This is a genomic window from Pseudoxanthomonas sp. YR558, from assembly GCF_900116385.1.
Lineage (GTDB): Bacteria > Pseudomonadota > Gammaproteobacteria > Xanthomonadales > Xanthomonadaceae > Pseudoxanthomonas_A.
Genome location: NZ_FPCI01000002.1, coordinates 830,496 through 844,838, shown reverse-complemented (window position 1 = coordinate 844,838; position 14,343 = coordinate 830,496). Strand labels below are relative to the sequence as shown.

Genomic DNA, 14,343 nt, shown 5'->3' with positions numbered 1-14,343 from the left:
CGTGACCGGCCCGCGCGGCCCTGGGCCGCTCAGCGCTCGAACTTGGTCGACAACACGATGGACGAGGTGGTGCGCTCCACGCCATCCAGCGCGCCGATGCGGTCGGTCAGCACGTCCATGTCGCCCACGCTGGGCACCGCGCCCACCGCGATCAGATCGTGGCTGCCGCTGATCGAATGCAGCACCCGCAATTCCGGCATGGCGCGCAGAGCGGCGACCACCGAGGTCATCTGCTTCGGATGCACCGCGATCATGATGTGCGCACGCAGGTGGCTGCGGTCGTACTCGTCGTGGACGCGGACGGTGTAACCGCTGATCACGCCCTCGCGCTCCAGCCGCTCGATACGGCTCTGCACGGTCGTCCGCGACAGGTTCAACCGGCGGGCGATCTGGGCGGTGGAGGCGCGCGCGTTCTCACGGAGCACTGAGAGCAGTTGCTGGTCGGCGTCGGTGAGCTTCATGAGGCGGGTTCGTTTCGTCGAATCGACGAAATATCCATGAATTTCGCGCAGATCACAACTGTCAAGCGACGAGTTTATCCAGATAATAGGGGTTTGCCCTTCCTGCCGGAGCTATCCCATGGCCCTGACCGACGCCCTCGCCCCCCTGCGCGCCCACACGGGCCAGCGCCTGACCCACGGCCTGGACGATGCCGCCGTCGAACGCCTGGCCAAGGGCCATCCGGATCTGGCCGCCGTGATCGAGGCCGCCGCCGCCGAACACGCGCGCCTGACGGACGAGTTCGCCGAGCTGTTCGACCTGGACGAAACCGAGCAACTGCGCGCCGTGCAGGCCGGCTACGTCAACTTCTATGCCGATGACGCAATCAACCCCTACATCGCGCTGGCCGCGCGTGGTCCGTGGGTGGTCACCCTCAACGGTGCGGTGCTGTACGACGCGGGCGGCTACGGCATGCTCGGCTTCGGTCACACCCCGGCCACCGTGCTGGACGCGATGGCCCGCCCGCAGGTGATGGCCAACATCATGACCCCCAGCCTGTCGCAGCTGCGCTTCGATCGCGCCCTGCGCAAGGAAATCGGCCATACCCGCGGCGGCTGCCCGTTCGCGAAGTTCCTGTGCCTCAATTCGGGTTCCGAATCCGTCGGCCTGGCCGCGCGCATCGCCGATATCAACAGCAAGCTGATGACCGACCCGGACGGCCGCCACGCCGGCCGCACCATCAAGCGCATCGTAGTGAAGGGCAGCTTCCACGGCCGCACCGAGCGCCCGGCGCTGTACTCGGATTCCTCGCGCAAGTCCTACCAGCAGCACCTGGCCAGCTACCGCGGCGAAGACTCCGTCATCGCCATCCCGCCGTACGACGTCGATGCGCTGAAGCAGGCGTTCGCCGACGCCGAGGCCAAGGGTTGGTTCGTCGAAGCCGTGTTCCTGGAGCCGGTGATGGGCGAAGGCGACCCGGGCCGCTCCGTGCCGCCGGCGTTCTACGCCGCCGCGCGCGAACTGACCCGCAGCCACGGCAGCCTGTTCCTGGTGGATTCGATCCAGGCCGGCCTGCGCGCGCATGGCGTGCTGTCCATCGTCGACTACCCGGGCTTCGAGGGCCTGGATGCGCCGGACATGGAAACCTACTCCAAGGCGCTCAACGCTGCGCAGTACCCGCTGTCGGTGCTCGCCGTGAACGAGCGCGCTGCCGGCCTTTACCGCAAGGGCGTGTACGGCAACACGATGACGACTAACCCGCGCGCGCTCGATGTTGCGTGCGCCACGCTGTCCCAGCTGACCCCGCAGGTGCGCGAGAACATCCGCAAGCGCGGCGTCGAAGCCGTGCAGAAGCTGCAGCAGCTGCAGGCAGAGCTGGGCGGTCTGATCACCAACGTGCAGGGTACCGGCCTGCTGTTCTCGTGCGAGCTGTCGCCGGCGTTCAAGTGCTACGGCACCGGTTCGACCGAGGAATGGTTGCGCCAGCAGGGCCTGAACGTCATCCACGGCGGTGCCAACTCGCTGCGCTTCACCCCGCACTTCGCCATCGATGGCGAAGAGCTGGACCTGCTGGTCGGCATGGTGGGCAAGGCGCTGCGCGAAGGCCCGCGCATCAGCCAGGCCGCGGCGGCCTGATCCGCACGGCGGATTCGACGAAAAAGGCGAGCCTCGGCTCGCCTTTTTCTTTCGTAGGGTGGGCCTTGGCCCACCGTTGATCGTGCATGTGGATGGTGGGCCAAGGCCCACCCTACGGTTGTGCGGTGAAGCGATCGAGCGAGGCCTGGATCAGTGCCTTCGCTTCCTTGGCATCGCCGTAGCCGTTGAGCTGCACCGGATTGCGGCCCTTAGGCAGGTCCTTGTAGACACGGAAGAAGGCCTCGATGCGCTGGCGCTCGATCTCCGGCAGGTCGGACAGGTCACGGATGCCGGCATAGGTCGGGTCGATCTTGTCCGTGGGCACGCCGATGATCTTCTCGTCGTGCTTGCCGTCATCGAGCATGCGCAGCACGCCGATCGGCCGGAACTTCACCAGCACGCCGGGATGCAGGGGCTCGCGCGTCAGCACCAGCGCATCCAGCGGGTCGCCGTCGCCGGCCAGCGTGCGCGGCATCGAACCGTAGTTGGCCGGATACGCCACCGGCATCGACTGGAAACGGTCCACGAAGACCAGGCCTTCCTCGTTGATCTCGTACTTGGTGAAACTGCCCGCGGGAATCTCCACGGCCAGCAACACCTCTCCCGGCGCGGCCTTCGGCTGCTGGGCAAGGAACGGATGGCGGATGTGCGCTTCGCGGGCGAAGGCAGCACCCGCCGACACGGCGAGCACCATCGCGAGCAACAGCGGCGTCGTGCGCTTCGACATGGGGAAAGTCCTTGGATAGTCGGAGGGAGGGTTCATTCCCAGCACCGGTCTGCGCGACCCTTCAGGGTCTCGGCGCGGGTGCAGGTACGTTCCTCGATGCGGCCTTCCGCATGTTCGAGGAGCCGTTTGCCCGCGGCGCCGCCATCGACAAGGTCGAATGCGTCATAGAGACGACCGGTCGCCGTGCGCGCCTCATAGCGCAGGCGCGGACCATCGAAGCGGAGCACCTGGAACAACTGCGTGTCTTCGGCGACAGGACGCATGGTCCTGCGTGCTTCATCCGAAAGCCGGTACTGCTTGGCGCCGGTGACCGACACGACGAACACCGGTGTCGGTGCTTCGTTCTTCAAACGACCATAGACGTGATCGTGCCCCTGCAGCACCAGGTCGACCTTGCGCTTGCGGATCACCGGCAGCAGGTGCTGGCGCAACAGCACGTCGTCGCGCCCCTCGCGCGGCGAGAAGAACGGCTGATGGGTCAGCACGATGCTCCAGCGCTTGGGGTTGCTCGCCAATACCCCATCCAGCCATTCCGCTTGCGCCTTCGCGGTGCCGAGGTCGAGGGCGGAGGTGCCATCAATCACGACCACGCGCACGTCCTGGTAATCGAACCAGTACGTGGTCCGCTTCGCCTGCGCCACGCCATTGCCCGGCAGCGCAAACGTCACCGGCCAGTGCGCACCCAGCACGCGACGTTCCTGCGGGGTGTCCTCGAACTCCTCGAAATACTCGTGATTGCCCGGTGCCGGCGCGACGACCAGTGAGGTCGGCAGCACTTCGTTGGCCTCGAACCATTCGCCCCACTCGTTGTCGTCCTCTCCGTCGCCGCCACTGACCAGGTCGCCGGCGTACAGCGCGAGACGTGCATCCGGCGCCGCGCGCATCGCTTCGCGGACGACGCGGGTGGTGAGACTGACGTTCTTGTTCTGGGTATCGCCAAAGTACAGCAGCGTCAGCGGCGCGCTTGCGGCAGCCGCTGTGCGCGTGTGGTGCCAGGCGCTCCAGGTGCGGTCGCCCTGGACGCGCCAGGCGTACAGCGTATCCGGCTGGAGACCGGTGACATCGGCGCGATGGTGGTGGGCTTCGCCATTCTCGGTCTTCAGCGGCGTGCTGGTCGCCGCGATGCTGCGCGGCTCACCCATGTCGGGCGAATCGCCCGCGACGACGATCTCCAGTGAGGGCGTGCCGACACGCGCATCGGTACGCCACGCCACCGAGAAACCCGTGGCGGCGTCCTGCGCGGGCGAGGCCACGATGCGATCCGGGAAGCCGCTCGGCGCGTAGCGCACCACGCCCTGCGGCACGCGTGTGTTCGGCTCAGGCTGGCGCGCCATCGCATCCTGCGCGAGCGTTGTCGCGCAGATCCCCAGCATCAGCGCGACCAGCACCCACTTCATCCCCGCATCCCCTGCATGTTTCATTCGGCGCGGCACTCCGGCAGCGACAGTGCCTTGGCGATGTCGCGCCAGTCGAACGCGGCCACCGCCTGGTCGTCGTCGACGGCATAGAACGCACCCTGCGGGAAGCGTGCATCCGCGCTCTGGTCCAGCCATACGCCGTCCGTGTTTGCCGTCTTGTTGCCGGCGAACGCGCCCTTGTAGGCCAGCGTCTTCCGCTCGAACACATGGAATACGCTGCGGTCCTTGAACTGGTCGGTCGCGATCCAATAGCCAGTGCCGCCCGCGCATTGCGCCAGCGCCATGCCTTCGGCCTGCGCCTTGAACAGGTCGGTACCGATATCGCGACCGCGGTAGGTGCCGTCGAGGCTGTACTCGCGCAGGCGCGTGCCAACAGCGACATCCTCCTCCGCGAGTAACAGGCGATCGTTCGCCGCATCGCCGAACACGGACTCCGCGATACGGATCGCGCCAGCCTCGCCGGTGTCGCCGAAAGTACCGGCAAGTGTGGCCTTCCAGCCGCCCTCGGCGCGCTGCAGGTGATAACGCTTGAAGCGCTGGCCCAGTTCGGCGAGCGGCGGTGGCGCGTCTTCGTTCTGCGGCGACATGTAGTTGTCGCTGACAATCACCTCGTACGCGTCCTTCTGCGGTCGTACCCACAGGCCATACGGCTGCTTCAGGTCTTCCGCACCGAACACGAGCAACGGCGTGAAGTCGGGCAGCTGGAAGACCTGCACGCGCCGGTTGTCGCGCTCGACCACCAAGGCCAGATCATCGATCACGGCGATGCCGTTCGGCCGCTGCATCTGCCCCAGCGCGCTACCCGGACCGGAAACGGTGCGCAGTTGCTTGCCCGTGCTGCCGTCGTAAACGACCAAGCGGTGCGTGTCCTTAGCAGTGGCGATCAGCAGGCGACGTCCGTCGGCCGCGCGCCAGCTGGCCGGCGAATCCACGTTCTCGGCCGGCGTCGCGGCGGTGATGAAGGCTTCCGGCACCACCACATGCGCGATCTTCGCCTCGCTGAGCAACGGATCCTTCTCTACGTGCTCGTCCGGCTCTTTCTCGCGTGTCTGCAGCGGCGTGTCGACGGCGGGTGCGGCAGGCTTCCCGCCGCAAGCGACGAGCAGGAAAGGAATAGCGAACAGGGCAAGACGTGGTTTCACTGGGTTCCCCATGACATGAAGGCGTCAACAAACTGCCATGTTCTACGCAGGCGCCATGACATTTTCGTGTCAGCGCACTGCACGCGGATACCTGTCACCGCACGGGAACCTACGTGTCATGTTTCCGCCATGTGACGCGCTTACAAAGTGGCGTTTACTTTCGTCACGGGGACGACACACATGAAACGCAATGCCTTGGCCGCCTCGCTCGCGCAGGCGCTGTTCTGCGCTGCCCTGCTTCCGGCCAGCCTCGCCGCCACCGCACAGAACCAGTCGCCGGACGCCGGCGCGGCCGGCGATCCCAAGCAACTCGACACCGTGGTGGTGCAGGCCGAGATCGCTTACCGCGACCGTACCGACGACATCGCGCCCACGCTGGTCTACGACCTGGAGTACTTCCAGCGCTTCGAGCCGAACACCGTGGGCGACATGCTCAAGCGCGTACCGGGCGTGGGCTTCGTCGGTTCGGACATCATGGAGTACGACGGCGTGCAGCTGCGCGGCCTGGGCGGTGGCTACACCCAAGTGCTGATCAACGGCAAGAAGGTGCCCGGCGCCGGCGACGACCGCTCGTTCTATGTCGACCGCATCCCCGCGGAGATGGTGGACCACATCGAGATCAAGCGCAGCGCCAGCGCCAACCGCAGCGGCGATGCGATGGCCGGCGCGATCAACATCGTGCTGCGTGATGCTTATGAGTTCACCGGAAGCTACATTCGGGTCGGCGTGAATCGCTGGGACGACGGCGAGATCAACCCGACCTTCGGCGCGGTGACCTCGTTCGAAGCGCTGGGCGGCCGCCTGCTGGCCGGTATCAACGTGCAGGACCGGTACCGCGCGAAATCCAAGCGCTCCGACCGTTTCACCGACAACACCCGCGAAGAGAAGGTCAGCTGGGAAGACCAGACCGAGGTCAAGGATGGTCGCGATTACTCCGCCAATCTTTCCTATACCGCGGATGTCGGCGACAACGGCCGCTTCAGCATCGACGGTTTCTACGTCAAGACCGATCGCGACGTCACCGAGGTGTCGTTCGAAGAGGAACTGGACGACGACGAGACGATCAACATCCGCGTGCCGGGCCTGGACCCGTACGACCAGAAGAACTACGGCATCGGCGCGGAATACAAGTTCGACATGGCCGGCGGCACGACGGCCGTGAGCGTCGACCATGCGCGCTTCGAGAATTCGCAGGCCACCACCGAGGGCGAGCAGGTCTACGTCAGTGGTGCGGAGAACTGGGACGACACCTGGAGTATTCCCGCCGACGCAGAATGGGACGAGACCGTCTACAGCGCCGAAGCCGTGACTGCCAAGGATTCCGAAACCGGCTTCAGGCTGACCCATGCGCGCCCGGTGGGCGGCGCCGAACTGGAGTTCGGCGTGGATTACCGCACCAAGAAGCGTGAAGGCCTGGTCGTCAGCTACGAATGGGAAGCCGACGAAGATGGCCAGACGCCCGCCTCCCTGGCGGACTACGACCTCGACGGCAGCGTCGCCTCGGTGATCGAGGAGAAGCGCCTGGACCCGTACATCATGCTCAGCGGCAAGGGCGAGGCCTTCTCGTGGGAAGCCGGCCTGCGCTACGAGACCACGAAGTCGAAGGTGGAATACCTCGAGGACGAGGAGAGCGAAGGCCGCGTCAGCAAGGATTACAACGAGCTGCTGCCGTCGGTGAACCTGCGCTGGAACCTGGGCGATGCGGACCGCATCACCCTGTCGCTGGCCAAGACCATCAAGCGCCCGAACTTCAACGAACTGCTGCCGGCCCTGCTGGACGGCGAGTTCGGCGACAACGACTACATCGGCAATCCGGAATTGGACCCGGAGACCGCCAACGGCCTCGACCTCGGCTTCGAGCACCGCCTCGGCCGCAAAGGCGTGGTCGGCCTGAATTTCTTCTATCGCGACGTCAAGGACCTCATCGAGATCGTCAACACCGGCGAGCCCAGCGAAGAGATGCAGGACACCTGGGAAGAGATGATCGAGGATGGCGACGCCGTCGACCTGGCCGATGCGATGGCGCAGGAACCGGCATCGAGCTGGCTGTACACCTCCTCCAACGTTGGCGACGGCAAGGTCTATGGCTTCGAATTCGACGTGTCCACGCCGCTGTCCGCCATCGGGCTGGAGAACACCGGCGTCTTCGCCAACTACTCGTGGGTGAAGTCCAAGGTGGATGACTTCCTCGGCGAGCGCCGCTTCAACGACCAGGCCAAGTCCGTCTACAACATCGGCTTCATCCAGGACTTGCCGACGCTGGGCGCCAGCTTCGGCGCGACCTACCGCAAGCAAGGCGACGCTTACACGCGCCTGCTGGGTGAGGAAGTGCTGATCCGCTACGGCGGCGAACTGGACGTGTTCGTCGAAAAGCGCTTCGGCAAGAGCGTGTCGGTGCGCCTGAGCGCCAATAACCTGCTGGATGCGAGCAAGGACGAGTTCTTCGACAAGTTCAATACGCTGCAGGACCAGGTCGACCGCGACTACGACGAGTACGAGCTGGAAACCGAAGAGGCCGGCCCGAGCTACCAGTTGGTCATGCGCTGGGCGTTCTGATCCGCAACGACCTCGTGATCCACACAGGAAGCCGGCTCACGCCGGCTTCCTGCTTTGTGGGACAGCGCGGTTTGATGCAGACTTCCCGCATCGCTCGCTGCCTTGCCCTCGCCATGAAGACCGTCGAAGTCCGCCACCCGCTCGTCCAGCACAAGATCGGCCTGTTGCGGAATGCCAGCCTCAACACCAAGGATTTCCGCGAACTGGTGACCGAGCTGGGCACGCTGCTGGCCTACGAGGCCACCGCCGACCTGGAATTGACGACCGAGACGATGGCGGGCTGGGCCGGGCCGGTGGCGGTGAAGAAGATCGCCGGCGCCAAGATCACCCTGGTGCCGATTCTGCGCGCCGGCCTGGGCATGCTGCCGGGCGTGCTGGCGCTGATCCCCACTGCGCGCGTCAGCGTGGTCGGCCTGCAGCGTGACGAGGAAACGCTGCAGCCGGCGCCCTACTTCGAGAAGCTGACCGGGCGGCTGGAGGAGCGCGATGCGCTGATCCTCGACCCGATGCTGGCGACCGGCGGCACGCTGATCGCCACGATCGACATGCTCAAGCGCGCCGGGGCGAAGCGGATCAAAGGCATCTTCCTGGTCGCCGCGCCCGAAGGCCTGAAGGCGCTGGAAGCGGCGCACCCCGATGTCGAGGTCTACACCGCGGCCATCGACGAACGCCTCAACGAAAAGGGCTACATCCTGCCGGGCCTTGGCGATGCGGGCGACCGCATATTCGGCACGCGGATCGGCTGACCGCTCAACGGCGCAGCCAGCGCTCGGTGTCAGAATCGGGCGCACTCAGCACGCTCTCCGCGACAGCATCGTCCAGCACTTCGGCGCGCAGGAACGCGGTACCGACATCGCGGGCACGGAGGTAGGTCGCTTCGGATTCGCCTCCGATCAGGTTGTGCTCGCCCCCGGCCAACACCACGGCGAACTTGTCGCCGGCCGGCGCGGTTTCCACCGGATACAGATGGTCCTTCGCATCGCTGACGAAGCCGGGCACGAAATCCTTGTCGCCGGTGACGATGAGCACCGGTACCGCGACGCTCGCATAGGTGGCGGTCGTGACCAGGCCGGGAATCCTGCCCGGCGAGGAATAGCCCACCACGGCCGTCACCGATGGATCGCGCAGCGGTGCCATGTCGGCCATCGCCCCCCCGAGCGCCAATGAGATCAGCGTGCCGTAGCTGTGCCCGGCCGCCGCGACCGGCACGCCTGGCCAATGCGCCGCCGCGTAGGCGCTCGCCGCCTTCATGTCGGACAGGCGCTCCATGAAGCCCTGCTGCGGCGAGAATTTCTCGCGCTCCGGATACCTCATCGAGTCGACGTGCAACGGCGCCACCACGGCGAAGCCCGCCTCGCGCCACGCCTGCAGCAGGCCGTCATAACGCTCCGGCCAGGAGCCATGGCCCGTGGAGAACAACACCACGCCGCGCACCTGCGCCGGTTCCCACACGGCCAGCGTGGTCGCGCGCTCGGGCGACACCTGCAAGGGCACCGTGGCAGTGGGGGCAGCGAAGGCGGCCTGCGCCATCGCCAGCGACGCGAACGCCAGGGCGACGATGCCGCGGAAGGAGAAGCGCTTGTTCATGCCGGACCCCGTATGGAAGACGGGGCCAGTGTGCCGGCGACGCCGTACCGCGACAGGAGCCGGTGGTCACCCGCAGCGGGTGCCGGAAGTCACTTCATGCCGCCAGCGGGCGCGCGTGCAGTTCGGCGACCTCGTGGGCGACGCCGAACTTGCCCTTCTCGTCGCGGGTCACCTGCGCCAGTGCACAACCCGGGTCGTGGGTGAAGAACAGATGCACGTTGCGCGCCAGCTTGTCTTCCAGGAAGGCGCGCTTCTCGTCGATCAGCAATTCGGCATTGCGGTCGTAGCCCATGGTGATGGGTACATGCACCCACGAACGGCCCGGGATCAGGTCGGCGCAGAACACCACGCCACCCTGCGGCTGGCCGTCCACGCCCGCTGCACCGACCACCTCCGCCAGCATCAGCCCCGGCGTATGACCATCGCTGAAGCTGAAACGGACCGCGTCGCCCAGCGCAACGGAATGCTCGCCGGATACAAGTTCCAAGCGCCCACTGGCTTCCAGCAATGGCTGCAACTCCGGGATGAAGCTCGCGCGATCGCGTGGATGCGGCTTCAGCGCGCGCTGCCAGTGGTCGGCGCCGACGATGAAGGTCGCGTTGGGGAACAGAAGTTCCGGCGCACGTCCTTCCTGCCACGGCGCCAACAGGCCGCCCGCATGGTCGAAATGAAGATGGCTGAGCACCACGACATCGATGTCTTCATGCGAGAAGCCGGCGTCGCGCAGCGAATCGAGCAGCACGTGGCGCTCTTCCTGCACGCCGAAGCGCGCGCGCATCTTCGGCTCGAAGAAGGCGCCGATGCCGGTCTCGAACAACACGGTCTTGCCGTTGAGCGGCCGCACCAGCAGCGCGCGGCACGCCAACTCGATGCGGTTCTCCGCATCGGGCGATGACCACTTTTCCCACATGGCGCGCGGCGCGTTGCCGAACATCGCGCCGCCATCGAGTTTCTGGGAATTGCCCAGCAGCGACCAGAGTTTCATGACCCCGATTCTACGCCTCTCAGCGCGATGGGGCCGACTCGACGACCTTGGCCGCGCCGACCGGATTGCGCGGGTCGCTGCCCCCCATCAGGGTGTTGGTGGTCTTGTCCCACTCCACCGTCTGCAGGTTGCCCCAGACGTGGCTGGAGCCGCGGCCGCCCTGGGCGCTGTTGCCGGGCACCTTGAAGCGGTGACCCATGGCTTCCAGCGTCTGCTGCGTGGCCGGGCTCAGCGCGTCGGTCTCCATCTCGATCAGGTCCGGCATCCACTGGTGGTGGAAACGTGGCAGCGCAGCGACGGCCTGTGGCTCGAGCCCCGCGTCGTAGCCGAGGATGCCCAGCAGCACCATGGTGATGATGCGGCTGCCGCCCGGCGTGCCGAGCACTGCGACCTTGTCCGGCGACTCGAGGAACGTCGGCGTCATCGAGCTGAGCATGCGCTTGCCCGGCTTCGGCGCGTTCGCGTCGTAGCCCATCACGCCGAAGGCATTCGGCGTGCCCGGCTTCAGCGCGAAGTCGTCCATCTCGTTGTTCAACAGCACGCCGGTCCCCGGCGGCACCAAACCGGACCCGTACAGCAGGTTGACGGTCTGAGTGCCTGCGACGCGGTTGCCCTCGGCATCGATGATGGAGAAGTGCGTGGTCTCTTCATCCTCGAGCGGCGTCTGCAGGCCGGACAACTGGTCGCTGGGCGTTGCCTTCTGCGGATTGATCGTGGCGCGCAGACCCGCGGCGTAGTACGGGCTGGTCAGCGTTTTCATCGGGATCTCGACGAAGTCGGGATCACCCAGGTAGAAGGTGCGGTCGCGAAAGGCGCGGCGCATCGATTCAACCACCAGGTGCGTGCGCTGCGCTTCGTCCAGCTTGGCGAGATCGTAAGCATCGAGGATCTGCAGCATCTGCGTCAGCGCCACGCCACCGGAAGACGGCGGCGGCGCGGTGGTCACCTGCCAGTCGTTGTACTTGAAGGTCAGCGGGGCGCGCTCACGCACGCTGTAGCCCGCCAGCTCCTTCGCGGTCCACTGTCCACCCTCGGCCTTCACGCCCGCGAGCAGCAGCTTCGCGGTCTCGCCGCGGTAGAAGCCATCGAAACCCTGCGCGGCCAGGCGCTCCAGCGTGCGTGCCAGGTCGGGCTGCCGGAAGACGTCGCCTTCCTTGATCGGCTTTCCATCCACCAGATAGACGGCGCGCGTGCCTTTGTAGCGTTCCATCACCTCGCGGCGGGCCTGGTAGCCACGCGCCATGCGCGCATAGACGGGAAAACCTTCGCGTGCGGTGCGGATCGCCGGCGCCAGCGACGCCTTCAGCGGCAGTCGGCCGTACTTCTCGGCCAGGTGCACGAACGCGGCCGGCAAACCGGGAATGCCCGCGGCCCACGGACCGTTCTCGGCGCGATCGCGATCGAAGTCGCCGTTCGGCAACAGGTATTTGTCGGGCGTGGATGCCGCCGGCGCGGTCTCGCGCGCATCGATGAAGACATCCTTGCCGGTCTTGCCATCGTGCAGCAGGAAGAAGCCGCCGCCACCGAGGCCGGAACTGATCGGCTCCACCACCGACAGCGTCGACGACACCGCGATGGCGGCATCGAACGCATTGCCGCCCTGGGCGATGACGTCCTGGCCCGCCTGCGTGGCGAGCGCATGCGCGCTGGCGATAGCGGTGCCAGGAGGATGCGGTGAAGACGTGCGGGCGGCATCGGCCGCCCATGCGGAGGGCACGAAAGCGACAACGAACAGCAAGGGGAAAAGACGGCGGTGGATCACGATCGCTCCTGTTGCGGAAACCGGCACGAAGCGATGGCGCGTGGGCGTTGCTCAGTCGGCCTGCAGCCGCAGCATCTTCGCCAGCAAGGCTTCGTGGGTCTCAGGATACGCCGGATCGGGATCGATGCACTCGACAGGGCACACGACGACACATTGCGGTTCGTCATGATGGCCGACGCATTCGGTGCAACGCGCCGGGTCGATCACGTAGATCGTGTCGCCCATCGAGATGGCCTGATTGGGACAGGCCGGCTCGCAGACATCACAGTTGACGCAGAGCTCGTTGATCTTGAGGGACATGACACCCTGTGCCCTCCTCCGGTCGGACCGGAGGAGGGACTTGGGAAATTACTTGGCTTCGACGAACACGTACTCGGCACCGCTCGGAGCCACCGCGGCCTTCACGCGCTCGCTGTCCTCGGCCTTGCCGATGAACAGAATGCGCACGCCCTTGAACGTATCGGCCTGCACGCCTTCGAACGCGGCCACGGCCAGGTCGGCGATCTTGACGCTGGACGGCGAACCGAACGCGACCAGGTTGCCGCTGGTCACGCCACGCGCCACGGCGCCCTTGGCCTGTTCCAGCTGGCGGCCGTACTTGGCGTCGAACTCCGGATCGGTGTCGGCCGGCAGGTAGTACACGTACGGCGTGTTGGTGATCGTGCCCATGTTGGCGTCGACGACCTTGCTCAGGTATTCCTTCCACGGACCGTCTTCGCTCGTGGTCGGCGCGACCAGGGCGACTTCGGCCGGCTCGGCCGGGGCTTCATCCTGCTTCTTGCACGCCGTGAACGGCAGCACGAGGCAGGCGGTGAGCAGCATGCGGGTTGCGATGTTCTTCATGGGTCTTCCCCCTCCTGTTGGATCTGTTGTCGGAATACGGACGCTCAGGCGCCCTTCTCGGTCTGCCATTGTGCCTTGAGCGCGGCGACCACCGCCGGCGGCACGAAACCGGACACGTCCCCGCCCAGGCGCGCGATCTCACGCACCAGCGACGAGGAAATGAAGCCGTACTGCTCGGCTGGCGTCAGGAACAGCGTTTCCACCTCGGGAATCAGGTGGCGGTTCATGCTGGCCAGCTGGAACTCGTACTCGAAGTCGGACACGGCGCGCAGGCCGCGCAGCAGCACGCCGCCGCCCACGTCCTTGACGAAATGCGCGAGCAGGCCGTCGAAGCCGCGCACTTCCACGTGCGGGTGCCGCGCCACGGCGTCGCGGGCCAGCTCAACGCGTTGCGCCAACGGCAGCGCCGGGCCTTTGCCGGGGCTTTCGGCCACGCCGATGATCACCCGCTCGAACAGCGGCGCGGCCCGATCGATCAGGTCGATATGGCCGTTGGTGATCGGGTCGAACGTGCCGGGATAAACGGCCGTCCGGGTGCGTGCCACAGTCATGCAGTCGTCGCCGGCGAATCGTCGGGCCGCAGTGTACCAGCGGCTTGCGCCCCGGGGGCGCGGTAGAGCGCGTAGCGGACGTCGCGGGTCAGGCCTTCGCGGTGCAGGGCCCAGCCTGGCGGCATCGACGGGGCCGTCCCGGCCGGCGCTTCCACATAGACCCAGGCATCCGTCGCCAGCCGCGGCGAGAGCAATGCCAGTGCCCGCTCCCACAGCCCGTCGGCGAAGGGCGGATCAAGGAAGACCACATCGAAGCGAGCCTCCTGTCCGCCAAGCCACGCCAGCGCTTCCTGCACGATCACCGTGGCGTCGGCGCCCAGGCGATCGCACGCCTCGCGCAACGCGGCCGCCAAGCCTGGGTCACGCTCCACCAGGGTGGCATGTGCGGCCCCGCGCGACAGGGCCTCGAGCCCCAGCGCGCCGGTCCCTGCAAACAGGTCCAGCACGCGCGCACCTGGCATTACCGGCATCAGCCAGTTGAACAAGGTCTCGCGCACGCGGTCGCTGCTGGGCCTCAGGCCAGGCCGATCCGGCACCGACAGCTTCGTCCCACGCCAGCGTCCGCCGATGATCCGCACCTGACCAACACCGCGCGCGGCGGGAGCGGAAGGCATCTGGCGTGGCAATGGGGGCTTCCGGGGCATGAGCGGCAACGTGCGGAGGGCTCCGCATGATAGCGGCGCAGCCGCTTCCACC

14 protein-coding genes are annotated in these 14,343 nt (G+C 66.6%); 3 read left to right on the top strand and 11 right to left on the bottom strand.

Going from position 1 to position 14,343, the window contains the following annotated elements:
• Positions 1-29 precede the first annotated feature (29 nt).
• Positions 30-461, bottom strand: coding sequence for an Lrp/AsnC family transcriptional regulator (locus BM365_RS15555; RefSeq protein ID WP_093300369.1), 432 nt, complete (start codon positions 459-461; stop codon positions 30-32).
• A 118-nt stretch (positions 462-579) separates the two neighbouring features.
• Here BM365_RS15555 and BM365_RS15550 point away from each other — a divergent pair, with 118 nt between their 5' ends.
• Positions 580-2,076: an aminotransferase class III-fold pyridoxal phosphate-dependent enzyme gene (locus tag BM365_RS15550; RefSeq protein ID WP_093490393.1), complete on the top strand. Its 1,497-nt coding sequence runs from the start codon at positions 580-582 to the stop codon at positions 2,074-2,076.
• 112 nt (positions 2,077-2,188) lie between these two features.
• On the opposite strand, the gene BM365_RS15545 is transcribed toward BM365_RS15550, so the two are convergent.
• From BM365_RS15545 to BM365_RS15535, 3 genes are all read right to left on the bottom strand, one after another.
• Positions 2,189-2,770, bottom strand: a complete 582-nt coding sequence (locus tag BM365_RS15545; protein ID WP_233210882.1) for an inorganic diphosphatase — start codon at positions 2,768-2,770, stop codon at positions 2,189-2,191.
• Between the two features lie 65 nt (positions 2,771-2,835).
• Complete coding sequence (locus tag BM365_RS15540; RefSeq protein ID WP_233210881.1) at positions 2,836-4,176, bottom strand: purple acid phosphatase family protein; 1,341 nt, start codon at positions 4,174-4,176, stop codon at positions 2,836-2,838.
• Between the two features lie 44 nt (positions 4,177-4,220).
• Positions 4,221-5,276, bottom strand: a complete 1,056-nt coding sequence (locus BM365_RS15535) for a phytase (RefSeq protein WP_093490830.1) — start codon at positions 5,274-5,276, stop codon at positions 4,221-4,223.
• 267 nt (positions 5,277-5,543) lie between these two features.
• Here BM365_RS15535 and BM365_RS15530 point away from each other — a divergent pair, with 267 nt between their 5' ends.
• A complete protein-coding gene (locus tag BM365_RS15530) occupies positions 5,544-7,919 on the top strand; it encodes a TonB-dependent receptor plug domain-containing protein (RefSeq protein WP_093490390.1) in 2,376 nt (791 codons plus the stop codon).
• Positions 7,920-8,032: 113 nt separating this feature from the next.
• A complete protein-coding gene (gene upp / locus BM365_RS15525; RefSeq protein ID WP_093490389.1) occupies positions 8,033-8,665 on the top strand; it encodes a uracil phosphoribosyltransferase in 633 nt (210 codons plus the stop codon).
• A gap of 4 nt (positions 8,666-8,669) precedes the next feature.
• Here the strand turns inward: upp and BM365_RS15520 are convergent, their stop codons facing one another.
• The 7 genes from BM365_RS15520 to rsmD all read right to left on the bottom strand — a co-directional run bounded on the left by BM365_RS15520 (position 8,670) and on the right by rsmD (position 14,261).
• Positions 8,670-9,506, bottom strand: a complete 837-nt coding sequence (locus tag BM365_RS15520) for an alpha/beta hydrolase family protein (protein WP_093490388.1) — start codon at positions 9,504-9,506, stop codon at positions 8,670-8,672.
• Between the two features lie 94 nt (positions 9,507-9,600).
• Complete coding sequence (locus BM365_RS15515) at positions 9,601-10,491, bottom strand: MBL fold metallo-hydrolase (protein WP_093490387.1); 891 nt, start codon at positions 10,489-10,491, stop codon at positions 9,601-9,603.
• A 19-nt stretch (positions 10,492-10,510) separates the two neighbouring features.
• Positions 10,511-12,253 (bottom strand): gamma-glutamyltransferase, encoded by a 1,743-nt coding sequence (gene ggt / locus BM365_RS15510; protein ID WP_233210831.1) that lies wholly within the window; start codon positions 12,251-12,253, stop codon positions 10,511-10,513.
• Between the two features lie 51 nt (positions 12,254-12,304).
• Complete coding sequence (locus BM365_RS15505) at positions 12,305-12,553, bottom strand: YfhL family 4Fe-4S dicluster ferredoxin (protein WP_093490386.1); 249 nt, start codon at positions 12,551-12,553, stop codon at positions 12,305-12,307.
• A gap of 48 nt (positions 12,554-12,601) precedes the next feature.
• Positions 12,602-13,096, bottom strand: coding sequence for a hypothetical protein (locus tag BM365_RS15500; protein WP_093490385.1), 495 nt, complete (start codon positions 13,094-13,096; stop codon positions 12,602-12,604).
• A 44-nt stretch (positions 13,097-13,140) separates the two neighbouring features.
• Positions 13,141-13,647, bottom strand: a complete 507-nt coding sequence (gene coaD / locus BM365_RS15495) for a pantetheine-phosphate adenylyltransferase (RefSeq protein ID WP_056878244.1) — start codon at positions 13,645-13,647, stop codon at positions 13,141-13,143.
• On the bottom strand, positions 13,644-14,261 hold the full coding sequence (gene rsmD, locus BM365_RS15490) for a 16S rRNA (guanine(966)-N(2))-methyltransferase RsmD (protein ID WP_093490384.1): 618 nt from the start codon (positions 14,259-14,261) through the stop codon (positions 13,644-13,646). The genes coaD and rsmD overlap by 4 nt, the downstream gene beginning before the upstream one ends.
• Positions 14,262-14,343 lie beyond the last annotated feature (82 nt).